The organism is Hymenobacter saemangeumensis (assembly GCF_039541835.1).
GTDB classification, from domain to species: Bacteria; Bacteroidota; Bacteroidia; order Cytophagales; family Hymenobacteraceae; genus Hymenobacter; species Hymenobacter saemangeumensis.
In genome coordinates, this window is sequence record NZ_BAABGZ010000023.1 from 1 (window position 1) to 23,192 (window position 23,192).

Genomic DNA, 23,192 nt, shown 5'->3' on the forward strand with positions numbered 1-23,192 from the left:
AGGCGCTTTACCTCATCTACAAGGAAGCCCTGCACAACGCCGTCAAGCACGCCAAAGGCGCCACCGAAGTCTGCATCCGGCTGAACCGCATCGGCATGGCCGTATGGCTGGAAGTGCGCGACAACGGGACGCGCCAACTCCAGGTGCAAACCGGGAAGGGCATGGGCAATGGCCTGCGCAATATGAAGGCCCGGGCCGACTCGGTGGGGGGCGTGGTGATGTACCATGCCGATGAAGTGGGATTTGGCGTGGTGGCTACGCTGCCCATCGGGTAGGTTGGCGGCGCGGTGGCCCTAACTTGCGCCCTCAGAATTCCACCGCCTACTCTTCCTGCCTTATGCGCTACGGCTCCATCGCCCCCGAACTGTTCATCGAAAACCGCCGCCGCTTCCGCGAGCTGCTGCCTCCCGCTTCCCTGGCCATCTTTCAGGCCAACGACATTATGCCCACCAATGCGGACGGCACCATGGCCTTCCGTCAGAACAACGACCTGTTCTACCTCTCAGGCGTAGACCAGGAAGAAAGCATCCTCGTCGTTTTTCCCGATGCGCGCCTGCCGCAATACCGCGAAATCCTCTTTCTGAAGGAGACGTCCGAGCACATCCTCATCTGGGAAGGCTACAAGCTGACCAAGGACGAGGCCCGCGCCAACTCCGGCATTCCCACCATTATGTGGCTCGACAGCTTTAAGAGCGTGCTGCCGGCCCTGATGAACGAGGCCGAGAACGTGTTTCTGAACTCCAACGAGCACATCCGGGCCGTAGTGGAGGTGGAAACCCGCGATGCGCGCTTCATCAAGGCCCTGCAGGCGCAGTACCCGCTGCATACCTACCGCCGCGCCGCGCCCCTGCTGCACCAGCTGCGCGCCATCAAAAGCGCCGAGGAGATTCGCCTCATGCGGGAAGCCTGCAACATCACCGAAAAGGCTTTCCGCCGCCTGCTGGGCTTCGTGAAGCCCGGCGTGTGGGAGTATGAGATTGAAGCCGAGATTGTGCATGAGTTCCTGCGCAGCCGCAGCCGCGGGCCGGCCTACGGCAGCATCATCGCCTCGGGCCCCAGCGCCTGCATCCTGCACTACGTGAGCAACGACCGCCAGTGCCAGGACGGCGAGGTGCTGCTGCTCGACTTCGGCGCCGAGTACGCCAACTACGCTTCCGACCTGTCGCGCTCCATTCCCGTCAGTGGCCGGTTTACGCCGCGCCAGCGCCAGGTGTACGATGCCGTACTGGCCGTAATGGACTATGCCAAAACCCAGCTCGTGCCCGGCAACGAGATTGAGGAGTACCACGCCGCCGTGGGCCGCCGCATGGAGCAGGAGCTCATCAAGCTCGACCTGCTGAATGCCTCCGACGTGAAAAACCAGGACCCGGGCGCGCCGCTCTACAAAAAATACTTTATGCACGGCACCAGCCACTACCTGGGCCTCGACGTGCACGATGTGGGCTACAAGTACCGCAAGTTCGAAGCCGGCATGGTATACACCTGCGAACCCGGCATCTACATCCCCGAGGAAGGCCTCGGCATCCGCCTCGAAAACGACATTCTGCTCACCCCCGGCGGCAACGAAGACCTGATGGCCAACATCCCCCTACAGGCCGACGACATCGAGCGCCTGATGAGGTAGGTTTGGTGAGAAAGTAATCAGGTGATGAGGTGAGGAAGTAATAGAGTGAGGAGGTGATGAGGAAAATAGAACGTCATGCTGAGCGTAGCGAAGCATCTTGCCAGGGGAAGTAATCCAATCGGCTGGATTTACTCTCGTGGTAGAGATGCTTCGCTACGCTCAGCATGACGTTCTTTTTACATCATCACTGCATCACCCCATCATTCTTCCTCACCAAAAATGCTACTTCGTAGCCTGCACAATGGCCGGCAGGTGCTTGGCCAGGGTTTCCACCTGGGAGCGGGTGAAGCTGCCGTTTACTGATACGAGTACGAAAGAGTCGGCCGCGTCCGGCAGCTGGCCCAGGGCGGCAAACTCCGAGACTTTGTCGCCGCTGCCGCGCACCGACACCTGGTAGCTGCTGCCGCCAAAGCCGGCGGTCGACAGCGGCTGGTATTTTTCGTTGCGCAGGATACCGGCGGCTTCGTCGCGCAGGCCCTGCTGAGCCAGGTCGCGGGCCGAGCCGCTGGTGGGCGTGAAGGTGATGATGCGGGCAGCCCGGATGCTGGTAATGGCGTTGGTAAGGTCGGAGCCGCCCAGCAGTTTGGCGGCTCTTACCAGCGCCAGGCGCTGCAGCAGGTCGGCCGACCACTCCGTGGCCTTGAAGCCTTCGCGGTTTTCGTATTTGGAGAAGAACTGGGCTACGGTGCGGGCCGGGGTACCCGGGCCACCGGCGCGGCAGCCTACCAGGAACAGGAAGAGAAACAGTACCGGAAAGCGAAGTTTGGTAAGCATGGTCATACAGCAAAAGTAGAGCGGAGTTGTACTCCATTCCTGCCAGAACGTTACCAACCCCTTAAACAGGGCTCAAAAATCCACGGCATTCAGAAAGAACACCGACCGTTCCGGCCCTTGGGCTGGGCGCACCTTCTGGTAGCCGCTGGCAATAAACCGGCAGCCATACCAAGCCTGCAGGTCGGCATTTTCGGTGGAAGTGATTTTCTCCGTTACACCCGGCGCAGCGGTTTTCACGGGTACCTGCAGGTCGTTGGGCGAAGGCTCGGCCTGCTTTACTACTTTGTAGCGCAGCTTGGCTTCGTCGAGGTAGGCTAGCACCACCCGTCCGTCGGGCATGGTTTGTACCCGCACGGTTTCCTGTAGTTCAAGGCGCCGGACGTTGTCCACCACAAAGGTGTTGTCCCAAAGCAGCGTGCCCTGGCGGTCGAAGCCGCACACCAGCACATGGGTGGTCTGGAAGCCATCGAATACCCGTGAGCTGGGGTAGGCATAAGGGGAGGGGTTAAAGCCGCCGGGTGCCGGGAAGCCACCGCCGTAGGTATTGTAGCGGTAATGGGGGTAGTATACTTCGGCCACCAGCACGTAGCCGCCATTGGGCTGGGGCAGCAGCTCGTGCAGCAGCAGGCGGTAGTGCCAGCGCATGGGGCGCATGGCTTTGGCCAGGCGGCGCTCGGTGCGCTTCCGCAGCCGGGCCTGCCGGGCAGGCTTCAGGTAGTCGAAGAAGTGCTTAAGCCGCAGAAAGTCGTAGAAGCGCAGCGGGGCCTTGGGGCCGTCACTCTGGCTGAGGTCGGTAGCAAACAGGCCTTGGGCGTAGGTGGCATCGCGCAGCGAGTAAGTGCCGGTGAGCAGGCGCGCCGTGGTATCCTGGGGAGGGCTAATCTGGGCGGTAATCAGGCTGCGCTCGCTCTCGGCCTGCACAAACTCAGACTTTACCAGCTGGCCGTGGTGGGTGAGCTGCTTGAGCAGCAGGCGTGTTTTGCGGCCGTTGGTCTGGCTCAGCACGTACTCGGCCCGGCGGCTGCCGGGGTCGGCCACGAAGGTAAGCTGGGCGGGCAGGGGCTCGTAAACTGCTGCCAAATACTGCATGTGCCCGGTGGCGACGTCCAGTAGCAGGGCCGTTACGTGGTTTTGGTCGGCCAGCAGCACCGTCGCGAAGAGCTTGCCTTCCATGGCTTTCAGCTCCAGTATTTCCCGGCTGAGCTTGGTGTCGAACTGCTGGCTGCGTATTTCCCCCAGCTTGCCATTGTAGGCAATTACCAGTAAGCGCCCGGGCACCGTGCGGGAGCTAAACAGGCTAAAGACCGTATTGCCCTCGGCACACATGCGGGAGTACCGGAATTCGTCGGGGATGGTCAGCGGCTGTTCGTGGCGCAGCCGCAGCTCCTTGTCGTAGCGCTGAAAGAAGAAGGTGACTTTGGCGGAGAAAGGCTTGCTGCGGGCCACCAGCAGCACCACGGTGCTGTCGGCGGGCAAGGCCTGCACATAAACCTCGCTATTGGCCGGCTCCAGGTGCAGCTCGGTGCGCGCCGTCTGCACGGGGGCATCGGGCGGCGGTGTAGCCCCCGGCAACTGCGCCCGCAGGAGCAGCGGCCCCATCAGGAGCCCAAGCAACAGCGAAAGGAAGCGAAGTTTCATGCCAGCGCGAGTTACAAAACGACCCGGAAACGTCGGGGACGGCTTTGAAAGTTACAACCTAAAAGGCAGTTAAAGGCTACTGCCGCGGCCTAAGTACAAGCATTTTACAACAACTCAGCTTTGACCAAGTTCCAGCACGGCGTCAAATTCTTCGGGCCGCACGGGCAGTACCGACAGGCGCGACTGCCGCAGCAGTGCCAGCTGGTGTAGGCGGGTATCGGCTTTAAGCGCAGCCAGGGGCACGGGGCGGGCCAGTGCCTGCACAGGCCGCAACTGCACCGCCACCCAGGGCGAGCCGGCTTCGGCCGTGGCGTCGGGGGCGGCAGGGCCGGCTACCTCGGCCACGCCCACCACGGCTTTCTCACTGACGCTGTGGTAGAACAGCACCAGGTCGCCGGGCTGCATCTGGTTGAGGTTGTTGCGCGCCTGGTAGTTGCGCACACCGGTCCAGGCCGTGCCTTTTTCTTGCGTAAACGTGTCCCAGGAGTACGCTTCGGGTTCGGATTTAACTAGCCAGTGATTCAAGGCGGGAAGAAAAAATAGATGTGCTGGAAAGAAGCCTGCCGTCGCTGCCTGTCAGATGCTGCCCGAAAGCCCTTTCCACACGCAAAGAAACACGGCGGTCTTTTTCGCGCCTCAGCCCGCGAGCCGGCAGTGCAGCGGTAACCCCTTATGGTTAGCTCAGGCCTTATCTCTTTGCTCCCTGCTTCACCGCCGAATAACCCGCAGTACCCCCTCTTCCAGCGATACTACTTCCAGCGTGTAGTCGGGCTGGGAGTTGTCGTCGAAATGAATGCGCAGCTTGGTGGGGCTTTTGGCCGTCCAGGTGCCGGGCCGGTCGGTCAGGCCGTCGGTCGGGGCAATGTCGTACTGAATAAACCGGCCAAACGGCTGAATGGCAAAGCCCGCCCGGCCGCGGGATGGCGGAAAGGCGTAGCTGTTGGGGCGATAAGCCAGGGTGTCGCCTTCGTTTTCTTCGTAGGCGTTGAGCCAGGTGCCCTCAAGCTGTTTCATAGAAGTAGGAAGGGCTTTGTCGCGGGGTGCGTGGCAGCCTGCCAGCGGCAGCAGCAGCGCCAAGGGCAGCACACGTGAAAAAAAAGTAGCCATAAAGCAAAGCATGTGTGTAAGCTTAACGTAAATCAGGCGGCAATGGCTATGGGCTGTTTTTTGGCTTTCCGCCCACCAAGCTGCCTGCCCAAGCAAGCGCCGGCCTTACTTTCGTTTCCTCAAACATTACTTCTGTGGACAACCGCGCCCTTATTCGTGCTTTCCGGCTGGCAGCCCAGCTGATGGAGCTGCACGACGAGAATCCTTTTAAAATCCGCGCCATCGAGGGTACCGCCGTGGCCCTCGAAGCCCTGACCTTTCCGGTGGCCGAAGTGGAGCGCTCCGGCCTGCCCGACCGCACCGGCCTGAGCAAAACCGCGGCTGCCAAAGTTGCCGAGCTGCTCGATACCGGCACGTTTTCGGACCTGCAGCGCCTGCTCGACGTGACCCCGCCCGGTGTGGTGGAGCTGCTGCGCGTGAAAGGCATCGGCCCTAAAAAGATTCGCAGCCTCTGGCGCGAGCTGGGCATCGAAGGCCCGGCCCAGCTGCGCGAAGCGGCCGAGGCCGACCAGGTGAGCAAGCTCAAGGGCTTTGGCAAAAAAACCCAGGAGGCCATTCTGGAAGCGCTGGACTTCGCCAGCCAGAGCAGCGGCAAGCTCTTGTATCCGCAGGCGGAAAGCCTGGCCGAGGACCTGGCCCGCCACCTGCGCGAAGCCCTGAGCACCGAGCAGGTAGCAGTGGCCGGCGAAATCCGCCGCCGTCTCGAAATTGTAGAAACCATCTGCGTGGTGGCAGCTACCGGGCAGCCGGCCCGGGCCCTGGACCTGCTCAATACCTTGGAGGGCCTTAGCCGCGATGCGCTGCGCTCGGGGCCCTTCGCCTGGCGGGGCACAGCCTCACCCTCGGGAGTAGGAGTGGAGGTGCTGCTGGTGGCGCCCGAGCGGTTTACGACCGAAGTATTTCTGCACTCGGCCGCCGAGGAGCACCTCAGCGAGCACCTGCCCGGGGTAGAAGGCCACGGGGGCGGCGCGCCCGCCACCCTGCGGCAGTGGGCCCGGCGCGAAGCGTTTCAGCAGGAAGAAGCCCTCTATGAAAAGGCCGGCCTGCAGTACATCGTGCCCGAGCTGCGCGAAGGACTAGGTGAAATTACTTTAGCATCCGAAAAAAAGCTGCCCCGCCTGCTCGAGGATGCCGACCTGCGCGGCTCCCTGCACAACCACAGCACCTACTCCGACGGCAACCATAGCCTGCGCGAGATGGCCACCTGGCTGCGCGACCACGGCTACGAGTACCTGGGCATCTGCGACCATTCCCAGGCGGCCCACTACGCCAATGGCCTGGGCCCCGAGCGCGTGCGGCAGCAGCACCAGGAAATCGACAAGCTGAATGCCGAGCTGGCGCCGTTCCGCATCTTCAAAGGCATTGAAAGCGACATCCTCGGCGACGGCTCCCTCGACTACGCGCCCGAGGTGCTGGCCTCGTTCGACTTCATTGTGGCCTCCATCCACAGCAACCTGAAGATGGACGAGCGCCGGGCCACCGACCGCCTGCTACGGGCCATCGCCAACCCCTACACCACCATGCTGGGCCACCCCACCGGCCGCCTGCTGCTGCGCCGCCAGGGCTATCCCATCGACTACAAGGCCGTTATCGATGCCTGCGCCCGGCAGCAGGTCATCATCGAAATCAACGCCAACCCCTGGCGGCTCGACCTGGACTGGCGCTGGGTGCGCTACGCCCTCGACCAGGGCGTGCAAATCAGCATCAACCCCGATGCCCACCACACCGACGGCTACGCCGACATGCGCTACGGCGTGCTCATGGGCCGCAAGGGACTTTTAACAAAGGAAATGACGTTCAATGCCAAGCCGGTGGATGAGGTAGCAGCTTACTTCGACAAGCGCAAAGCCGGTATCAAGGCTCCGTTGGAATACAAAAAGAACCTGTTTGAGTAATTTCATTGAAGCCGTTAGCTAGTAGCTGTTAGCCATAAGGTTTGGCGCTGATGGTCAAATGCTAACAGCTAGTAGCTATCAGCTAACAGCTCTAAATTGAAAATTCTCGTTCTCCGCTTTTCCTCCATCGGCGACATCGTGCTGACTACACCCGTCGTGCGGGCCCTGAAGCAGCAGGTGCCCGGGGCAGTAGTGCATTTTGCTACCAAGCCCGGCTATCGCGGCCTGCTGGAGCCCAACCCCTACGTCGACAAGGTGCACGTGCTGAGCGGCAGCCTGAAAGACCTGGTGCGGGAGCTAAAAGCAGAGCGGTTCGATTTTGTGGTCGACTTGCACCACAACCTGCGCACCTCCCTTATCAAGCTGCAGCTGGGGGTAAAGTCGAGCAGCTTCGATAAGCTGAACTGGCAGAAGTGGCTGCTGGTCAACTTTAAGGTGAGCCGGATGCCGGCGGTGCACATTGTGCAGCGCTACCTGGCTGCGGCCGCTCCGCTGGGCGTGAAAGACGATGGCCAGGGGCTCGATTATTTCATTCCGTCCCACGAAGAAGTAGACCTGGCTACCCTGCCCGCGGCTTTCCAGACAGGCTACGTAGCCGTGGCCATTGGCGCCCAGCACGCCACCAAGCGCCTGCCTCTGGAAAAGCTGGTAGAGCTCTGCCAGCAGCTGGCGCCCCGCCCCATCGTGCTGCTGGGCGGCCCCGAAGACGAGGAAATGGCCGAGGCCCTTATGCGGCAAGTGCAGGCCGCCGGTGCCCCTGAACGTATTCACCAAGGCTGCGGCCGCTACCGGCTGCACCAGTCGGCTTCCTTGCTGCGGCAGGCGCGGTTTGTGGTAAGCCACGACACGGGGCTTATGCACATTGCGGCGGCCTTTCAGAAGCCCATTTATAGTATTTGGGGCAATACCGTGCCCGAGTTCGGCATGTATCCCTTCCGGACCGCGTTTGAAGTGCTGGAAGTGCCGGGCCTGCCCTGCCGGCCCTGTTCCAAGATTGGGTATGCCAAATGCCCCCAGGGCCATTTCCGCTGCATGCGCGAGCAGCATCTGGATTTCAGCAAAGCCCCGCTATAGAGCCGTTTCGGGGCTGCAGTACGTAGCGCGGACTTTTAGTCCGCGAGTGCGCCCGAATTGGTGAACTCGCGGACTAAAAGTTCGCGCTACTGAGCGGCGTACACGGACGGCGAAACGCTCTAAGAAAGAGTTTCGTGATGTTTAGTGGAGCAGGTATTGCTTGGTAGCCAGCCGCTCACCGCCCATTCAGCCTGCAATGACTGAAGCTTTTCGGGGCAGGGCTGTTGAGTTAATTCGGCTATAATAGTATTTAATCTGAATTTAATGTGACCGTTTTAGCGATAAAATGGGTATGTTCGTCGACAAAATAGGGGTTGTCGTTCCCGGAAGTCTGCCGCATTCCATACTTTGCTGCTTGGAGCCACCAGCCGGCAGTGAACTGATATTGTTACTTCAAGGCTGCGCCAATCAATTGTTTGCCTCTTGCTTGGGTTGCGTTTTAGGTCATAAATAGTTAAGGCGCTACCTGGACGGAGCTTAACAGGGGCAGCCCATAATGGCTTAACATGAAAAATGATGAAGAAAATAGCCCTTACATTTGTAAGATGACTGCCTTTACGGCTTAGCACAAACTAAGTCTTTCGCACTTCTTTTCTGCATATGCGTTTCACCTTAAAGCAATGGCTACCTGCTTGGTTTATCGCAACAAGTACGCAATGTCGACCTTTCGCTGCTGCCAGTAGCAGGAACGGGCGGCGGGGTGATTACTTGGTGGATGGAACAAAGCAGTGCAGAAAAGTTTCTACCTCTTACCTGTTTCGTCGCAGTGAAACGAGCAGATTTGCCCCGATGGCAATTGTAACTACCCGCTCTACTCATACAAGAACAGCAGGTAAATGCGGAGAGAGAACGGCGACTGATTTTATCATTGCCCGTGTGGCGTAAGAGAATTGCAATGAAAAAGCTCTGGTCATCAAGATTATCCAACTTCCTTCGGTACCATTCGCTACCGTGGGTTGAAAGGGGTGGGGCTTACTTTTCGAATATTGCCTATTCCAATATCGGTCTTGCTGCAAATGGTCGGAATGCTCCCAAAGCCCTGATGCTGGTTCCGCTGGAATCGATTGGCTACTACGTGCAGAACCGGTATGAGGAAGGAGCCGATGCCAAAATGCACAACATCTACTTCCAGTTTCTGGCCATACTCAAAAGACTGGTCGACCATGGCTTTGTAGTTGATTGCATAAAAAAGGATACCTTAGAATACGGTGTTGATACCTCACAGTATGAGTTGATTCTCGACGAAGGCGATTCCCTGGCGTTCATGCCAAAGGTGGAGGGGCAGAGGAAGGTTTTCTATTGTACCGGGACGAAGTGGAACCGCTGGAACAGCGACGAGCTACGTCGTGTGGAATGGTTTCAGCAGAAATACGGCATTTTTGTGAAGCCGGTACGGCAGATTAAGCCCAACTTTTCGGACCAGGTAGCCGACTATATTCTATATAAAGGCGTGCCCGAACAAATGCAGGACTTTAACAAAAGTGCCTGCCGGGTGCAGCTGGCGATGCCGGTAGAGTTTGAGCCCGACAAAGTCGTGCGCGATTTCTCCAAGCGTGACTTTGTCTGGATTGGGGGCTGGGGCGCCATTCACAAAGGGTTGGACCTGGTGGTGGAAGCTTTTGAAAAGCTACCCGGCTTGAAGCTGCACGTGTTCGGCGCCATCGAGCGGGAGCCCCCGGTTATGAATTGGCTGCAAGAAAAAATAGCGGCTAATCCCAATATCAGATACCATGGTTTTGCCGACTATAGAAGCCCGGCGTTCCAACAAATCGTAGCAAGCTGCGCCGGGCACGTGTACCCTAGCGCCGGCGAAAACGGCTGCGCAACCCTGGGCCAGACGGCCCACTTCGGGCAAGTGCCCATTACGACTCCAACGGCAAACAACCAGGCAAACTACCTGGGACTTAACATCGAGGAGGCCGACCGGGAATCCATGATTAACAGCATCTGCGCCAACGTAGATGAGGTGGTAATGATGAGCGAAAAGGAGTTGAAAGAGCGTTCGTTCGAGCTTATGGGCTTTGCCCGCCAGCGGTTTACGCGCACAGCCTTTATCCAGTCGTTTGACCAGTTTCTGCTGAATAGCAAGTTTCCGGTTAAATGCTAGCGGCTACTGATAGACCGCCTTGTTGAAGTCTTATCCAAAGCAAATCCCCTGACACTGGCCAGTGTCAGGGGATTTGCTTTTAAATGGTGCTGGTTGAGAGTAATGAAGTTCAGATAGAGTCGATTAGACACAATATCTGGCAGCTTATCCGGCCCGCCTTAGCCAATCTTCTCAAACCCGCAGTAGCTGTGCAGCACCTGCGGCAAGCGAATGCCATCGGCCGACTGGTTGTTTTCCAGCAGGGCGGCCACGATGCGGGGCAGGGCCAGGGCCGAGCCGTTCAGCGTGTGCAGCAGCTGGGTTTTGCCGCCCTCGGCCCGGTAGCGGCACTTGAGGCGGTTGGCCTGGTAAGTTTCGAAGTTGGAAGCCGACGATACCTCCAGCCAGCGGCCCTGAGCGGCGCTCCATACTTCCAGGTCATAGGTGAGGGCGCTGGTGAAGCCCATATCGCCGCCGCAGAGACGCAGCACGCGGTAGGGAAGCTCCAGCTGCTGCAGCAGGCTTTCGATGTGGGCTACCATGCCTTCCAGGGCCTCGTAGCTTTTCTCGGGCTCGGTAATCTGCACAATCTCCACCTTGTCGAACTGGTGCAGGCGGTTCAGGCCGCGCACGTCGGCGCCCCAGGAGCCGGCCTCCCGGCGGAAGCAGGGCGTGTAGCCCGTGTTTTTGATGGGCAGCTTGTCGGCTGGGATAATCTCGTCGCGGTACAGATTGGTAATGGGTACCTCCGAGGTCGGAATCAGGTAGAGGTTGTCCTGGGCGTCGTGGTACATCTGGCCTTCCTTGTCGGGCAGCTGCCCGGTGCCGTAGCCGCTGGCTTCGTTTACCAGGATGGGGGGCTGCACCTCGGTGTAGCCGGCATCGCGGGCCTGGTCGAGAAAGAAGTTAACCAGAGCCCGCTGCAGGCGGGCGCCCTGTCCTTTGTACACGGGAAAGCCCGCGCCGCTGATTTTAATACCCAGCTCGAAGTCGATGATGTCGTACTTCTTGATAAGGTCCCAGTGGGGGAGGGCATCGGGGCCCAGCTCCGGCTTTTGCCCGCCCTCGCGTACAACTTCGTTGTCGGCCGCGCCGCGGCCTTCGGGCACGGAGGCATGGGGCAGGTTGGGCAGCTTGTAGAGCAGCTGCTGCAGGTCTTTTTCTACTTGAGCCAGCTCCTCGGCAGCAGTTTTGGTGTGCTGCTTGAGCTCGGCCGTACGGGCTTTGAGGGTTTCGGCGCCGGCTTTGTCGCCGGTTTTCATCAGGCCGCCAATCTGCCGGGCCAGGTCGTTGGCTTCGGCCTGGGCCGAGTCGTGGGACGTTTGGAGCTGGCGGCGGCGCTGGTCCAGGTCGAGAATGGCGGCTACGTCCGCTTCGGCCGTTTTGTAGTGTTTTTTGGCGAGCGCCGCCAGCACGTGGTCGGTTTGCTCTTTCAGAACGGAAACTTGCAGCATAAGAAAAATCCTGGTGAACTGCCGCAAAGGTAGTTTCTGGTTAAAGATTCGCGGGAGCTGCTTCTAACCGGGATAAAAACAAGAAACGAGGAACCGGCCACCAGAAACCCGAAACGATTTGGCCGTTTGGCCGTAATGCCCTAACATTGCGTAAGCAACCGGCCGCAAAGGCCGGGCCAGCGGGCCCTGTTGCCCGTGCCAGGCCCGCCCCAGCTGGATTTTCAGCGGCCCATTTCAGCACCTCACTTACTGCCTGTTTCGCGCCGATGGCCGCTTCGAGCGGCTTCGCTTCCGGCGAATGCTATGCTGCACAGTGTCGCTCCTGCGTGGATACTGACTTTTGGCACCCTGGCTACGGGCCGGCGGGCGGCCTGTACCCCGAAGATATTTCTCTCCCATTCCCTTTATGTACACCATTAACGAGTTGAAGGACCGTTTGCTGTCCGACCTCAAAGAAATTGCCGAGCGCATGAACGTAGGCAACTTCAAACGGCTGAGCAAGCAGGACTTGATTTATAAGATTCTGGACCAGCAGGCCCTCAACCCCAACATTGTGGTGCCCGACGCGCCAGCCGCAGCTCCGGCTGCTCCGGCACCGAAGCCTGCAGCCAAAGCCGGCAAAGGCGGCAGCCGCCGCGCAGCGGCTCCCGTGGCCGAGCAGCCCTTTACGGATGTAGCCCCGCCCGCTGCGGCCCGGCCCAGCCGCCCGGCCCGTGAGCCCCGCCGCCCGGCCCCGGCCGTTGCGGAAGCCATAGCCGCCCCCGAAGCCGCGGCGGTAGCCGCCCTGCCCGAAGAGCAGTCCGCCGCACCCGTAGACACCACCCCCGAAGCCCCGGCAGCGGAGCCAGCCGCTGCTGAGGCGCCCGCAGCCCCCGCGCAGCCCGAACGCCGGGAGCGCCGTGAGCGGGTCGACCGCGCCGGCCGCCCCATCAACCACGAGCAGCGGGCTGTTGAGCAGGCTGCTGCCGCGGCCCGGGCCGCCGAATCGGTGCCCAGCGAGCCTACCGCGGCCGAGGAAGGCCTGCCACGCTCCGACTTCGGCACGGGCGCCGGCCGTGAAGAATTCCTGGAGCCCCGCCGCCGCGACTTTGGCGGCGATGGCGCGGGCGACCGCCGCGAGGGCCGCGACCGCGAAAGCCGGGCCGACCGGTTTGAGCGCGANGAAAGCCGGGCCGACCGGTTTGAGCGCGACAACCGCGAGCCGCGTGAGAACCGGGAGCCCCGCCCCCTGCGCAACGACCAGCCCCGCGACCGCGACAACCGCAACGGCCGCGACGGGCAGCCCCGCAACGACCAGCCCCGGGAAAACCGCGACGGGCGCGACGGGCGTGAAAACCGCAACGATGCCCCGCGTGAGCCCCGCGAGCCACGGCCCGACGCGCCCCGTGATGGCCAGGAAGCCCGTGCCGACCAGCCCCGCAACGGGCAGGAGCGCGACGGCCGCGACCAGCGCCGCGACGAGCGGTTTGCCCAGCGTGAGCTGCAGCGCCAGCAGCGCCAGGAGCAGCGCGCCCAGAACCCCGACCAGCAGCGCGAGCAGCGCCCGGCCCGGCAGGAGCTGGACCTGGTGGTGCCCGGCAGCGGTACCATGGAGCTGATGCCGGATGGCGGCTATGGCTTCCTGCGCTCGCCCTTCTACAACTACCTGTCTTCGCCCGACGACATCTACGTGTCGCCCCAACAGGTGAAGCAGTATGCCCTGAAAGCCGGCGACACGGTAACCTGCAGCATCCGGCCGCCGCGTGAGGGCGAGAAGTACTTCGCCCTGGTAAGCGTAGAAGGCATTAATGGCCGCACCGTGGAAGAAGTGCGCGACCGGGTGCCCTTCAGCCACCTCACCCCGCTGTTTGCCGATGAGAAGCTGAAGCTGACCACCAAGCCCACCCAAATCAGCACCCGGGTGCTCGACCTTTTTGCCCCCATCGGCAAAGGGCAGCGCGGCCTGATTGTGGCCCAGCCCAAGACCGGTAAGACGGTGCTGCTGCAGGAAATTGCCAACTCCATCGCCGAAAACCACCCCGAGGTGTACCTCATGGTGCTGCTCATCGACGAGCGCCCGGAGGAAGTGACGGACATGGCCCGCACCGTGAAAGCCGAGGTGCTGAGCTCGACTTTCGACGAAACGGCCGACCGCCACGTGAAAATCGCGCAGATGGCCCTCGACAAAGCCCGCCGCCTCGTGGAGTGCGGGCACGACGTGGTGATTCTGCTCGATTCCATCACCCGCCTGGCCCGGGCCTACAACACGGTGCAGCCCAGCTCCTCGCGCATCCTCTCGGGTGGTATCGACGCCGGTGCCCTGCAAAAGCCCAAGCGCTTCTTCGGCGCGGCCCGCAACGTGGAAGGCGGCGGCTCGCTCACCATCATCGCCACGGCCCTGATTGAAACCGGCTCGAAGATGGACGAGGTAATCTTTGAAGAATTCAAAGGCACCGGCAACATGGAGCTGCAGCTCGACCGCAAGCTGGCCAACAAGCGCGTGTTCCCGGCCATCGACATTCCGGCCTCGGGCACCCGCCGCGAAGACCTGCTCATGAGCAAGGACGAGCTGAACCGGGTGTGGGTGCTGCGCAAGTTTATGTCGGACATGACGGCCACCGAAGCCATGGAGTTCCTCAAGGACCGCATCAAAGGCACCAAGGACAACGAGGAGTTCCTCATCTCCATGAACGGCTAAGCATAGCCAGATTATTGCCAAAAAGCCCTCGCAGTACCTACTGCGAGGGCTTTTTGTTTGAGCTGAGGCCACTACTGCGCGCCTGCCGCGAACCTTCTGCGTCTTCAGCGGTCAAAAAACATGGTCCAGCACCAGCTGCAGGATAAACGCCGCGCTCAAACACAGCGACGACATCTGGTTCATGCGCATGGTGTGCTCGAAGTTGGCGGCTTCCTCATCCTGCCATACCAGCCAGGCCCAGCGGCTGAACAGTAGCACCACCGGCCCGGTGGCAGCCAGAAAGATGAGCAGGGCCCGCACATCCTGCCGCAGCCAGTAAGCCAGCGCCAGCGCACCAGCACCAGCCAGCAGCCCCAGGGCGGCAAAGATGAACGTACCCCGAATGCCCAGGCGCAGGCTTAGGGTACGGTCGCCGCGCCGGGCATCTTCGGCGTGCTGATACACTTGGGTAAGGGGGTAAGAGCCGCACAGAAACAAGGTGCTGACCAGGGCCAGCAGCAGGTTGGTGGGCTCGGTGAGCTGGGTGTAGTCGGCGCCTACGCCCACCTGCGTCATCAAAAAGGTGAAGGCGCCCTGAAAAACCACGACCACCAGCGTGCTCAGCAGCGGGTATTTTTTCAGGCGGATGCCCTCGTAGCTGTAGGCTTTCGATACCAGCAGATAAATCAGCACCAGCACGGCAAACAACGGCGAGAGCAGCAGGGCGCCGGCCAGGGCCAGGGCATCGAACAGCCATACCAGGTGCAGCAGCTCGGGCGTCACTTTCGGCGGGGCTTTCAGCCCGCCGATGCTGCCTTCGTCGCGGTCGTAGTAAGAATTGTAGCCATTGGAGGCCGGATAAGCCAGCAGGTGCAGCACTACAAATACGCCCAGGGCCCGCCAGCCCGACCAGGGGCCCCGCAAGGCGCTCAGCCCAAACCAGAACACGGGCATGAGGTAAATGGAAAACGGAATGCGCAGCAGCGGCAGGGCGCGCTTATAGGCAGTTAGCAATGAGCAGTTAGCAGTTAACAATGAGCAATGAACAGTTAACAGTTAGAAATGAAAAGTTATAGCTGTTACAAAGTGGCTTGCATGAACGATGTAGAGACGCAACATTTTGCGTCTCCGTGATTGAGCCGGTAAATCGTTCTTTTTGAATTCTTCAACGAGGAGACGCAAAATATTGCGTCTCTACATCGACTAGTTGACTTTCGCACTCCATTTCGCGAGGAGTATAACAGTGAAGGGGCAGTACTAGAGGGAGAAAGTTAGTATGAAAGGTGTAAAAATAGCTTTCTAAATACGCAAGCACTGCTAACGGTTCATTGCTCACTGTTCATTACTAATTGCTCACTGTAAATTGCTCATTGACTCCTGGGCCAGCCGATGAGGTAGGTTACTTCCGGGCCCCACCAGTGCCGCTTTTTACCGGCCTGCCAGATAAAGCGCTGCTCGGGGTCGGCCTCTCGGGCCAGGGCCTGCAGCTCGGCCGGCGTGTAGAGGCGCAGCAGCGACACGGTGCCGTCCCAGATGGTGCAGAGCGGAATGAGGGGCAGCACGTAGGTGAACAGCAGGCGGCTGAGGCGGAAGGGCCGGAAAAAGGGCGTGAGCAGCAGCTGGGCCACGGGCAGCACCGTCCAGGCTAGCAGCACTTCCCACCAGTGCTTGCCCGCACCCTCAAACACGCCGATGCCGGTGCCGGCCCGCACGGCATCGCGCAGCATGGCCCGGGCCGCGTCGGGCGGGAAGTGGTGGAATGCCGAAAAGATGACGCGGAAGCCCCGCAGATTGCGGGGCACGGCCAGGGCATTGACGGGTGCTTCTTCGTGGCCGATGGCGCCGTGCGTGTGCTCGGCAATGTCCTGCCAGGCCTCGGGCTGGGGGTACAGGTCGGTAAGGGTAATGCGCAGCTGCTTCACGCCGGCCTCGTTCAGGGCCTGCCATACGGTTTCGGTGCCGCCGCCGCTGCCGGCACCTAGCTCCAGGAGCTGCCGCTGCCCGGTGCGGCGCAGTCCTTCGGCCAGCAGCGGGGCAATGGGCCGGTAGGTGCCCAGGTTGGAAATCATAAAGCGCAGGTAGTCCATCATCCCCGAGCGGATAATGGGCGGAAACCAGGGCAGGTCTTCGAATTCAAATAGACGGAGGCGGAGGCGCATGCCTTGCCCTTACGGAAAAGGCGGGCCGGGCGCTGTCGGCTGTTCCGGATTTTGCATCAAACGCCAGCGCATGGCCGCTGCCACGCTCAGCGCGGCTATGCCCCAGGGCAGGGTGCTGCCGGGGCCCAGCATGGTGTGCAATGGCAGCACGGGCACATTGGCCAGGGCGAAAATGGTGGCCGTGCCTCCCAGCAGCCCGGCCCAGCGCCCGGCGGCCGGCCACTGCGTGCCATGCCGGCTCAGGCGGTGTAGCAACAACCCGTTCAGCGGAACCATCAGCAGCGAAATGCCACCAGCCACGGCCGTTGATACGCCCAGGTAGCACCAGTCGCTGAAGTGCACCACGCCGTGGTAAGCAGCGTAGAGGGCGCTGCCCAGCAGCAGAGAAAGCAGCCACTGGCGCCCAAGAGTTGATGCCAGGCTAGCCATGAGTGACAGGCAGCTGTGCGGGTGTATCGGGCCGGAACAGGCCGCGGTGGTAGACCACGGCGGCGGATAGCAGGGCGGCCGGCAGATACACCCAGCCGCCCATGTACACCGCCAGCGCCGAGGCCGTGCCCAAGCCAATGAAAAGCACCAGGCAGGGTATCACAAACAGCCCGGCTACCGCTGCTCCTGCTGCCGGCAGCCGCTGCTGGCGGCCGGGCATGGCCAACAGCCTGCGGAAGGTAAAAACGGCTATCGGAATCACAAACAGCGAACCCAGGCCGGCAAAAATGGCAATGAGCGCCGCGATAAAGCCAGAGTCACCGCTCGACCCGTCGGATGTTGCTCGTGTCATCAGCGCGAAGCAGCTTAGGGAGCCGATGGTATTGGTGAACAGCCAAAGCAGCCCGGCCTGGGCCCAGGTACTGGGCGTCGCTACAGATTCCTGATTTTCCATCTGATGAAAAAAATAATGCTACTCCGGCAAATGTATCAAATCTTTTCTTCAACTTTGCATCACAAAGCACTTCGCTACCTATGAAGCCCGCCGCCAACCCCGACCCCTTAGCCCAGCTAACCGAAATCCGCGCCATCATGGAGCGCAGCTCGCGCTTTATCTCGCTGTCCGGCCTGAGTGGGGTAGGGGCAGGGGTGGTAGGGCTGCTGGGCTCCCTTGCGGGGCACTTTTACTTGCAGGACCATTACCCGGCCGGCTACATTCACCTCATCAACGGCTCGGAGGCCGAGCGGCAGGCCGCGCTGCCGTTCTTGCTGCTGCTGGCGGGCGTGGTGCTGGGGGGCGCCCTGCTGGCGGCGTTCTACTTTACCTGGCGGCGCACGCAGCGCAGCGGGCAGCGGCTGTGGAATGCCCCCGCCCGGCGCCTGAGCCTGGCCCTGGCCCTGCCCTTGGTTACGGGGGGCTTGTTCTGCCTGCGCCTGTACCTGGGCGGCGACGCGGGTATGGTGGTGCCGGGCATGCTGGTGTTCTATGGCCTGGCTCTACTCAACGCCAGCAAGTACACCCTGGAGGAAATTCGCTGGCTGGGGCTCACGCAAATGGCGCTGGGCCTGGTGGCCATGCTGCTTCCTGGCTGGGGATTGATTTTCTTTGCCCTCGGCTTCGGCCTGGGCCACATTGGCTACGGGCTGGCGATGTACAACCGCTACGAGCGGCCGGGAGCGGCCGCCGCTTCAACTTCTACTACTTCGTGAAGCACCTGATTCATACGCTTAACAAGGCTTTCGACCACCGGGTGCGCCTGGGGGTAATGGCCGTGCTGCTGGCTAATGAGTCTGTGAGCTTCAACGACCTGAAGGAGGCGCTGGACCTGACCGACGGCAACCTGGCGAGCCACGTGGCAGCCCTGGAAAAAGCCGGCTACGTGCTGGTATCCAAGCAGTTCATCGGCAAGAAGCCCAATACGACGTATAATGCCACCGCCGAGGGCAAAACGGCATTTCAGCAGCACCTGGAGGCCTTGGAAAAGCTGCTGCGGCCTTGAGGTAAATTTTAGACATGAGACGTTAGACCTTAGACATGAGAATCGTTCAGCCGAAAGAAGTTTCTAACGTCTCATGTCTAAGGTCTAACGTCTAAGTTTCAACGAACCAGCCCGGAACCAGCCGGGTATTTTTTGCCTCCGATACTTTGTAATTCAAAGCACTTTATAAAATGGAAGACACTGCCCAGCCTATTAACTCCTGGCCCTTGCCTGCGGGCCAGCCAGGTACCACTGCCACCGTGCCGGCCCCGGCGCCCCGACTTAGCCTTACCCTGGCCCAGAAGGTACTGCTGCCGCTGGGCACGCTGCTGTTCGACGGCCTGTTCTGGCTGCACCCAGCGGGGGTAAACATGCTGGTGTACACCCTTTTCGTAGTAGGAGCCCAGCTATACCTGCTGCCCCGGCACGCGGCCGTGCGGCGCTCGGGCTATTTCTGGCTGGCCGTAGCCGGCAGCCTCTTTAGCGCGGGCATGGTAGTGCTGTACGGCTCCGGAGCGGCCATGCTGGCCAACATGGCCTCGGTGGCCTTGATGCTGGGCTACGTAAATCAATCCCACCTGAAGCTGCTGCTCTATGCTTATCTGACGGCAGTTGGGAGCGCGGCCCAGGCCGGGCTGCTGGTGCTGGCGGGCCTGCGGGCCCCGCGCAACCTGGGGCCCGGTGCCCGCCGCGGCTGGTTCTACGCCCGGCTGCTGCTGGTGCCGCTGGGCATTGCCGGGGCTTTCCACGTGCTGTTTGCCGTGGCCAACCCAGTGTACGCCGAATTTAGTGGCAGGGCCCTGGACCAACTGGGCGAGTGGCTGAGCTGGCTGCTGCCGGAGGTGTCGCTGCCGCACCTGTTTTTCTTGCTCCTGGGCTTTCTCCTAACTGCCGGGGGCCTGGTGGTGGTGCCGGTGTATATGTTTGCCGACCACGAGTCGCGCTTTGGGGAGTTTGTGCGGCGGCAGCGCGACCGGGTGGCTTCGTTCGGCGTGCGCCGGCCCGACTTTTCCCTCAAGCGCTTCCGCAGCCTGGATTTGCGCAAGGAGTTTCTGGCCGCCACGGCGGTGTTCGGCCTGGTGAACCTGCTGCTGCTGGTGGTGAACATTATCGACATCAACTGGCTGTGGTTTGGCTTTGTGCCGGCCCCGGACTTCGACCTCGCCCAGTTTGTGCATGAGGGTACCTATGTCCTCATCTTCAGCATTCTGCTGGCCATGGGCATTGTGCTGTGGTTTTTCCGGCGCAACCTCAACTTTTACGAGCCGGGCCTGCCCTGGCTGCGCTGGGGCGCCACGGTGTGGGTGGGGCAGAACGCGGTGCTGGCTGCGTCGGTGGGGTTGCGCAACTACTACTACATCCTGCACAGCGGCTTGGCGTATAAGCGCGTCGGCGTGTGTTTTTTCCTGCTGCTGGTCTTCTTCGGGCTGGCTACGGTGCTGTTGAAAGTGTGGCAGCGGCGCTCGACCTACAGCCTGATTAGGCTCAACTCCCTGGCCGTGTACGCGGTGGTTTTGCTGCTCGCTGCCGGCAACTGGGAAATCTGGATAGCCCGCTACAACCTGCAGCCGCACTTCCGCCGCCTCGACATCGGCTTTCTGCTGAGCATGCCGCCCCGGGTGCTGCCCACGCTGCTCGAGCGCCGCGCCGTTATCGACCAGGTGCCCAGCCTGAGCTCCGATAACGAGTACGGCACCACCGTCAGCATCAGCGCCGCCGAGGCCCAGCGCCTGCTCGATGCCACGGCACGAGCCTACCAGGAACGCAGTGCCGGGTACAGCGCCTGGCAGGGATGGACTTATGCCGGTTGGCTAACCAAACAGGAGCTTAAGAGGAGGACTACAACCCGGTAAATAGACAAGAACCCAATGTGTAATCCAGTTAACACAACATGGAGACTCCTGAAAACCGGCCCTCGCTCGTTTGGGCGTTAGTAAAAAGTGTGGGCCTGGCTTGCCTCTGTACCGCCACCGCCTGGCTGCTTTGGGATTTGGCCCGGCAGGACGGGCTGGCCTTTATCTACGGGCTGGGAGATTCCCAGATAAGCGTGGAAGGCGCCCGAGCCCGGGAGTTTACCAAGCTCATTACCCTGGGCATTCTCATTGCTGGGCTGGTGTTTTTTATGGGTGCTTATGCCGGCTTTCGGCAAGCGTACCTACAGGGCCTGGCCCGCTCGACCAGCCAGCAAATGCGTCTCGCGCAAATCTGGTGGTGCATGCTCAGGGTACAAAGGGTGGCGTGGATTGCAGTTACCTGCCTTATCGTGCTGGCCTGCCTCCTCAGCGTGGGGACCAGCCGGGGGCAACGATGGGATTAAAAAGAAAATCACCTTACGATACAATTTATTACATGATTGAGCTTCCGCAATTCGTCCTTGCTTTTTTTGGTCTGCTGTTTTGTGCCGGCGACGTAGCCGCCCTGGGCTTCCTGCTTACCTGGCAGGAGCGGGCCCCTACACCTTCGCAGCGCCGCCACCGCCTGTTGCGCGGCGTGCTGCCCGGTGCCGCACTGCTGATAGCCCTGCTGCTGCTGGCCTTCGTGCAAATCATGCTGCTCTGGTCAAAGCGCTGAGTAGTCATGAAAGCCCTGCGCTTAGTGCTGGTCGTGGTGGCCGTGGGCGCCTGGGTAATCCTCGGGGTGGCGCTGGTAGCGGCAGTTGATGGGCCGCAGACCGGTACGCTGGCTGGCATAATCGCGCTAGGGGTTGCCCTGGGCATTCCTTGCTGGCTGGCCTTTGGGATAAACCGGGTGTATGCTTTTTGCCGCAATGGCGCCCCCCGGCGGCCCTGGGACTTCTGGGCCTACCTGACGTTCGCCCTTGGGCTATGGCTGAATGCCTGGCACATGCTCGGCTCCCTGTTTGCCGCGGGCGGCGGCCTTCAGTTTTAAGTCAACCTCTTTTTCTCTTTTTTTCTCATCACTTCCCATGTCAAGCCTTGTTCAGCCCCGTCTTAATGCCTACCAGCGCCTGGCCCGGCAGGTAGTAGTGCACGCCCGCACCTCCTTTCTGATTCCGATTTTCCGGCGCCTCTACGGCACCGAGCAGGCCCAAACCCAGCTCAGCTACCTGCAAAGCCTACCCGAAGGCACCCTGGGCCGGGGCGTGGCCGACTGCCTGCAGCAGCACCAGCTGCAGTTGATTCCGCAGTACGAAGACCACGACCTCAAGCACGTGGTGCTGGGCTACGACATGACCCCGGAAGACGAGCTCAAGCTCAAAGCCTTTATGCTGGGCAACGGCGACTGGTCCATCACCTGCCTGGGCTTTCTGGCCTTCGCCGTGCTCACGCCCGAGCTGTGGCCCGAGCTGCGCCGCCACTTTCACCGCGGACGGCAAACCCATCCCATTCGGCACTGGCGACTAGGGGAATACGCCACCGAGCGCGTAGACCGGCTGCGGCAGCGCATCGGCTTGCCCGCCGCGGCCTGATGGGCTGGGTTGCTCCTCTGCCCGCCGTGCCCCGGCGCCTGTGGCTGGCCGGTATCGGCTGGGTGCTCTGCGCAGTGAATTTGTGCTGGAGGCAGGAAATATGGGCCAACACCCCCCGGGCCAGTGCGGTGCTGCAATGCAGCCTCTGGCTGCTCACCCTGGCCTTGCTGCCGCAGCTGGCATTGCTGGGCTGGCAGTGGCTGCAGCGCTGGGCCCTTCCCCACTGGCTGCAGGTGCTGGCCGCAATGGCGTATATCGGCGCCGTCGGCGTACTGGTGCTGCTGTGGCTGGTGGTCTTTATTGGCGGAATGGTGCTATTTGCATAGCTTAATAACTTGGTTGCAAGCGGTGTGATTGTTGGCGTAAGTGGCTAGCTGGCTTCAATAATTGAAATCAACAGGCTAGATTTGTAATGCAGGTGGCCTTGGCAAAATTCAACATTTGGCAGTGGCTTCTTCCTTTGCTTCGCCATGGCCCGTCCGCTGCTTCTATTGGTGTTGTTTCTGGCCGCGCTAACCGAGCTGGGTCTGGCTGCCGGGGTGTTCTTTGCGCCAGCCTATACGCTGGGTAAGCTTGGTATTCTCTACTCTGCCGAGGCCCTGATGCTAAGTGATGCGCTGGCCTGGCTGCTGTTGCTGGCGGCCCTGGTGGCGGGCATGGCATTTCTACAGCTCTGGAACCGCTGGCCCCGCTACGCCCCGCTGTGCTACCTTTTGGGGCTATGGTGGGTGGCCGTCGGGCGGGGTATTTACTTCCGATTTGGCCGGCCCGAGCACCTGCTGCTGGACTCAGCAAAAGGCTTGTTGATTGTGCTGCTCACCTGGCGCTGCCAGGCTACCCGTATCCGAACACGGCGCTACTGAGTATATTGGCAACAGCTTCGTCACTTTACGAGCCCGTGCCATGCCTCATTCCCATTCGCATGCCCTGCCGCAGCCTCCCAAGCTTTCGCGCTTTGGCCGGGCCCTGGCGGCCCTGCAGGTGGCGAAAGAAACCCTGACCATTGTGGTATTGGGCCTCCCGCTGATAAAGGCCGTACCCCTGGCCCTGCTCACGGCCCTGCCCGGCGTGGTGCTCTACGCCCTGCACTGGCACCTGGTGCTGGGCCGGCCCGAGCGCCGCTTTGCCGTGGTTGTGTGGGGGTTTACCCTCATCGATGAGCTCTGGGGACTGCTGCTGTTCCGCGAGTTTGAGTCGCCCACCATGGGGCAGGTGCGCATGCTGCACGGGAGCTATTTCCTGGGCCTGGGCATTATCCTGACGGCCCTGGCCGAGCTGGCCTGGCGCTGGCAGCGCCGCCGCGTCAAGGCCCGGCGCAACGTGCACCACCAGGCCCTGCAGGCTGCCCGCTCGCGGCAGTAGACATTTTTTCAGTTAAAAGTTGAGAG

At 61.2% G+C, this 23,192-nt stretch carries 25 protein-coding genes; 16 read left to right on the plus strand and 9 right to left on the minus strand.

The window, feature by feature from the left end; translation table 11 throughout:
* On the plus strand, positions 1-275 hold a 275-nt coding region (locus tag ABD919_RS11085), incomplete at its 5' end, for a sensor histidine kinase (RefSeq protein WP_345236074.1).
* Positions 276-337: 62 nt separating this feature from the next.
* Entirely contained in the window at positions 338-1,624 is a 1,287-nt protein-coding gene (locus ABD919_RS11090; protein WP_345236075.1) for an aminopeptidase P N-terminal domain-containing protein, read from the plus strand.
* Positions 1,625-1,846: 222 nt separating this feature from the next.
* Here the strand turns inward: ABD919_RS11090 and ABD919_RS11095 are convergent, their stop codons facing one another.
* The 4 genes from ABD919_RS11095 to ABD919_RS11110 form a co-directional block, all read right to left on the minus strand.
* The gene (locus tag ABD919_RS11095) at positions 1,847-2,398 is read right to left on the minus strand and encodes a DUF4252 domain-containing protein (protein ID WP_345236076.1); all 552 of its coding nucleotides are present in this window, start codon (positions 2,396-2,398) and stop codon (positions 1,847-1,849) included.
* Between the two features lie 72 nt (positions 2,399-2,470).
* Positions 2,471-4,036 carry a hypothetical protein gene (locus ABD919_RS11100; RefSeq protein WP_345236077.1) on the minus strand — a complete coding sequence of 522 codons (1,566 nt, stop codon included), beginning with the start codon at positions 4,034-4,036 and terminating at the stop codon, positions 2,471-2,473.
* A gap of 114 nt (positions 4,037-4,150) precedes the next feature.
* Positions 4,151-4,561: an EVE domain-containing protein gene (locus tag ABD919_RS11105; RefSeq protein ID WP_345236078.1), complete on the minus strand. Its 411-nt coding sequence runs from the start codon at positions 4,559-4,561 to the stop codon at positions 4,151-4,153.
* Between the two features lie 183 nt (positions 4,562-4,744).
* A complete protein-coding gene (locus tag ABD919_RS11110; RefSeq protein ID WP_345236079.1) occupies positions 4,745-5,050 on the minus strand; it encodes a hypothetical protein in 306 nt (101 codons plus the stop codon).
* A 227-nt stretch (positions 5,051-5,277) separates the two neighbouring features.
* On the opposite strand from ABD919_RS11110, the gene ABD919_RS11115 reads away from it, so the two are divergent.
* From ABD919_RS11115 to ABD919_RS11125, 3 genes are all read left to right on the plus strand, one after another.
* Complete coding sequence (locus tag ABD919_RS11115) at positions 5,278-7,038, plus strand: DNA polymerase/3'-5' exonuclease PolX (RefSeq protein ID WP_345236080.1); 1,761 nt, start codon at positions 5,278-5,280, stop codon at positions 7,036-7,038.
* A 96-nt stretch (positions 7,039-7,134) separates the two neighbouring features.
* Positions 7,135-8,112 carry a glycosyltransferase family 9 protein gene (locus tag ABD919_RS11120; RefSeq protein WP_345236081.1) on the plus strand — a complete coding sequence of 326 codons (978 nt, stop codon included), beginning with the start codon at positions 7,135-7,137 and terminating at the stop codon, positions 8,110-8,112.
* 895 nt (positions 8,113-9,007) lie between these two features.
* On the plus strand, positions 9,008-10,219 hold the full coding sequence (locus ABD919_RS11125; RefSeq protein WP_345236082.1) for a glycosyltransferase family protein: 1,212 nt from the start codon (positions 9,008-9,010) through the stop codon (positions 10,217-10,219).
* 158 nt (positions 10,220-10,377) lie between these two features.
* On the opposite strand, the gene serS is transcribed toward ABD919_RS11125, so the two are convergent.
* Positions 10,378-11,652, minus strand: a complete 1,275-nt coding sequence (gene serS / locus ABD919_RS11130) for a serine--tRNA ligase (RefSeq protein ID WP_345236083.1) — start codon at positions 11,650-11,652, stop codon at positions 10,378-10,380.
* A 469-nt stretch (positions 11,653-12,121) separates the two neighbouring features.
* On the opposite strand from serS, the gene rho reads away from it, so the two are divergent.
* Positions 12,122-14,329: a transcription termination factor Rho gene (gene rho / locus ABD919_RS11135; protein ID WP_425556409.1), complete on the plus strand. Its 2,208-nt coding sequence runs from the start codon at positions 12,122-12,124 to the stop codon at positions 14,327-14,329.
* Between the two features lie 111 nt (positions 14,330-14,440).
* Here rho and ABD919_RS11140 read toward each other — a convergent pair whose 3' ends face one another.
* The 4 genes from ABD919_RS11140 to ABD919_RS11155 form a co-directional block, all read right to left on the minus strand.
* Positions 14,441-15,322, minus strand: a complete 882-nt coding sequence (locus tag ABD919_RS11140; protein WP_345236085.1) for a UbiA family prenyltransferase — start codon at positions 15,320-15,322, stop codon at positions 14,441-14,443.
* Between the two features lie 353 nt (positions 15,323-15,675).
* Complete coding sequence (locus ABD919_RS11145; RefSeq protein ID WP_345236086.1) at positions 15,676-16,467, minus strand: class I SAM-dependent methyltransferase; 792 nt, start codon at positions 16,465-16,467, stop codon at positions 15,676-15,678.
* Between the two features lie 9 nt (positions 16,468-16,476).
* Positions 16,477-16,896 carry a hypothetical protein gene (locus ABD919_RS11150; RefSeq protein WP_345236087.1) on the minus strand — a complete coding sequence of 140 codons (420 nt, stop codon included), beginning with the start codon at positions 16,894-16,896 and terminating at the stop codon, positions 16,477-16,479.
* Positions 16,889-17,350, minus strand: coding sequence for a hypothetical protein (locus ABD919_RS11155; RefSeq protein ID WP_345236088.1), 462 nt, complete (start codon positions 17,348-17,350; stop codon positions 16,889-16,891). Before ABD919_RS11155 ends, ABD919_RS11150 begins: the two co-directional genes overlap by 8 nt.
* Positions 17,351-17,430: 80 nt before the next feature.
* Here ABD919_RS11155 and ABD919_RS11160 point away from each other — a divergent pair, with 80 nt between their 5' ends.
* The 10 genes from ABD919_RS11160 (at position 17,431) to ABD919_RS11205 (ending at position 23,166) form a co-directional block, all read left to right on the plus strand.
* A complete protein-coding gene (locus ABD919_RS11160; RefSeq protein WP_345236089.1) occupies positions 17,431-18,105 on the plus strand; it encodes a hypothetical protein in 675 nt (224 codons plus the stop codon).
* A complete protein-coding gene (locus ABD919_RS11165; RefSeq protein ID WP_345236090.1) occupies positions 18,102-18,395 on the plus strand; it encodes a winged helix-turn-helix domain-containing protein in 294 nt (97 codons plus the stop codon). Before ABD919_RS11160 ends, ABD919_RS11165 begins: the two co-directional genes overlap by 4 nt.
* 170 nt (positions 18,396-18,565) lie before the next feature.
* Positions 18,566-20,227 (plus strand): DUF4153 domain-containing protein, encoded by a 1,662-nt coding sequence (locus ABD919_RS11170; protein WP_345236091.1) that lies wholly within the window; start codon positions 18,566-18,568, stop codon positions 20,225-20,227.
* A gap of 38 nt (positions 20,228-20,265) precedes the next feature.
* On the plus strand, positions 20,266-20,691 hold the full coding sequence (locus ABD919_RS11175) for a hypothetical protein (protein WP_345236092.1): 426 nt from the start codon (positions 20,266-20,268) through the stop codon (positions 20,689-20,691).
* Positions 20,692-20,723: 32 nt separating this feature from the next.
* Complete coding sequence (locus ABD919_RS11180; RefSeq protein WP_345236093.1) at positions 20,724-20,945, plus strand: hypothetical protein; 222 nt, start codon at positions 20,724-20,726, stop codon at positions 20,943-20,945.
* 6 nt (positions 20,946-20,951) lie between these two features.
* Complete coding sequence (locus ABD919_RS11185; protein ID WP_345236094.1) at positions 20,952-21,263, plus strand: hypothetical protein; 312 nt, start codon at positions 20,952-20,954, stop codon at positions 21,261-21,263.
* Positions 21,264-21,300: 37 nt separating this feature from the next.
* Positions 21,301-21,804, plus strand: coding sequence for a hypothetical protein (locus ABD919_RS11190; RefSeq protein WP_345236095.1), 504 nt, complete (start codon positions 21,301-21,303; stop codon positions 21,802-21,804).
* Positions 21,804-22,130: a hypothetical protein gene (locus ABD919_RS11195; RefSeq protein WP_345236096.1), complete on the plus strand. Its 327-nt coding sequence runs from the start codon at positions 21,804-21,806 to the stop codon at positions 22,128-22,130. Before ABD919_RS11190 ends, ABD919_RS11195 begins: the two co-directional genes overlap by 1 nt.
* Positions 22,131-22,274: 144 nt before the next feature.
* On the plus strand, positions 22,275-22,667 hold the full coding sequence (locus ABD919_RS11200) for a hypothetical protein (protein ID WP_345236097.1): 393 nt from the start codon (positions 22,275-22,277) through the stop codon (positions 22,665-22,667).
* 40 nt (positions 22,668-22,707) lie between these two features.
* Positions 22,708-23,166, plus strand: a complete 459-nt coding sequence (locus ABD919_RS11205; protein WP_345236098.1) for a hypothetical protein — start codon at positions 22,708-22,710, stop codon at positions 23,164-23,166.
* Positions 23,167-23,192 lie beyond the last annotated feature (26 nt).

Excerpts from the sequence above, each read along its gene's own strand:
- ABD919_RS11090 (WP_345236075.1), top strand. The coding sequence starts at position 338 with ATGCGCTACGGCTCCATCGCCCCCGAACTGTTCATCGAAAACCGCCGC.
- ABD919_RS11095 (WP_345236076.1), bottom strand. The coding sequence starts at position 2,398 with ATGCTTACCAAACTTCGCTTTCCGGTACTGTTTCTCTTCCTGTTCCTG.
- ABD919_RS11100 (WP_345236077.1), bottom strand. The coding sequence starts at position 4,036 with ATGAAACTTCGCTTCCTTTCGCTGTTGCTTGGGCTCCTGATGGGGCCG.
- ABD919_RS11110 (WP_345236079.1), bottom strand. The coding sequence starts at position 5,050 with ATGAAACAGCTTGAGGGCACCTGGCTCAACGCCTACGAAGAAAACGAA.
- ABD919_RS11125 (WP_345236082.1), top strand. The coding sequence starts at position 9,008 with ATGAAAAAGCTCTGGTCATCAAGATTATCCAACTTCCTTCGGTACCAT.
- serS (WP_345236083.1), bottom strand. The coding sequence starts at position 11,652 with ATGCTGCAAGTTTCCGTTCTGAAAGAGCAAACCGACCACGTGCTGGCG.
- ABD919_RS11145 (WP_345236086.1), bottom strand. The coding sequence starts at position 16,467 with ATGCGCCTCCGCCTCCGTCTATTTGAATTCGAAGACCTGCCCTGGTTT.
- ABD919_RS11150 (WP_345236087.1), bottom strand. The coding sequence starts at position 16,896 with ATGGCTAGCCTGGCATCAACTCTTGGGCGCCAGTGGCTGCTTTCTCTG.
- ABD919_RS11155 (WP_345236088.1), bottom strand. The coding sequence starts at position 17,350 with ATGGAAAATCAGGAATCTGTAGCGACGCCCAGTACCTGGGCCCAGGCC.
- ABD919_RS11160 (WP_345236089.1), top strand. The coding sequence starts at position 17,431 with ATGAAGCCCGCCGCCAACCCCGACCCCTTAGCCCAGCTAACCGAAATC.
- ABD919_RS11170 (WP_345236091.1), top strand. The coding sequence starts at position 18,566 with ATGGAAGACACTGCCCAGCCTATTAACTCCTGGCCCTTGCCTGCGGGC.
- ABD919_RS11175 (WP_345236092.1), top strand. The coding sequence starts at position 20,266 with ATGGAGACTCCTGAAAACCGGCCCTCGCTCGTTTGGGCGTTAGTAAAA.
- ABD919_RS11180 (WP_345236093.1), top strand. The coding sequence starts at position 20,724 with ATGATTGAGCTTCCGCAATTCGTCCTTGCTTTTTTTGGTCTGCTGTTT.
- ABD919_RS11185 (WP_345236094.1), top strand. The coding sequence starts at position 20,952 with ATGAAAGCCCTGCGCTTAGTGCTGGTCGTGGTGGCCGTGGGCGCCTGG.
- ABD919_RS11190 (WP_345236095.1), top strand. The coding sequence starts at position 21,301 with ATGTCAAGCCTTGTTCAGCCCCGTCTTAATGCCTACCAGCGCCTGGCC.
- ABD919_RS11195 (WP_345236096.1), top strand. The coding sequence starts at position 21,804 with ATGGGCTGGGTTGCTCCTCTGCCCGCCGTGCCCCGGCGCCTGTGGCTG.
- ABD919_RS11200 (WP_345236097.1), top strand. The coding sequence starts at position 22,275 with ATGGCCCGTCCGCTGCTTCTATTGGTGTTGTTTCTGGCCGCGCTAACC.
- ABD919_RS11205 (WP_345236098.1), top strand. The coding sequence starts at position 22,708 with ATGCCTCATTCCCATTCGCATGCCCTGCCGCAGCCTCCCAAGCTTTCG.